We start from the raw sequence: 415 nt of genomic DNA, 5'->3' as shown, positions 1-415 counted from the left end.
AGACTTGCTTGAGGTTGTGAAGAAATCGCTCGCTGGCAGGACTTTAGATGATATTAACTGGTTTACTCTACCCGTTGAGCTATACGACTACCAAGTTGTTTCTGTGAACAACGAAAAGCCTATCGCATACAGTGAGTTAAAACACGTCAGTGTCCATAGTATCAATGCAGAGCGTGATGACTTCTCAGAAAGCAGTTCAATGAAGTCCAATAGCATTTTCACCAAGCTGCTTATGAACACTCTCAACGATGACGACAAAGGTCAGATCAATACAGCCTACTCTGAGTTCTTTAGTGCTATAGAAAAGACTGAAACATTCGACAAAGTCATTGGCACTAATGACGATTTTGAGAATTACGACAGTATTATCAAACAGCTTGAGTGCACTCCTAACCTGCCTAACTTGAAGAACATC

1 pseudogene is annotated in these 415 nt (G+C 41.0%); it reads left to right on the top strand.

The window, feature by feature from the left end:
• A pseudogene (locus tag IQR33_RS34200) lies at positions 1-415 on the top strand (ATP-dependent endonuclease); the annotation flags it as partial.

The organism is Vibrio sp. OPT46, assembly GCF_015163535.1.
GTDB lineage: Bacteria > Pseudomonadota > Gammaproteobacteria > Enterobacterales > Vibrionaceae > Vibrio > Vibrio alginolyticus.
Note: the sequence above shows the minus strand (reverse complement) of the source record. Positions and strands in the feature narration are given on the sequence as shown.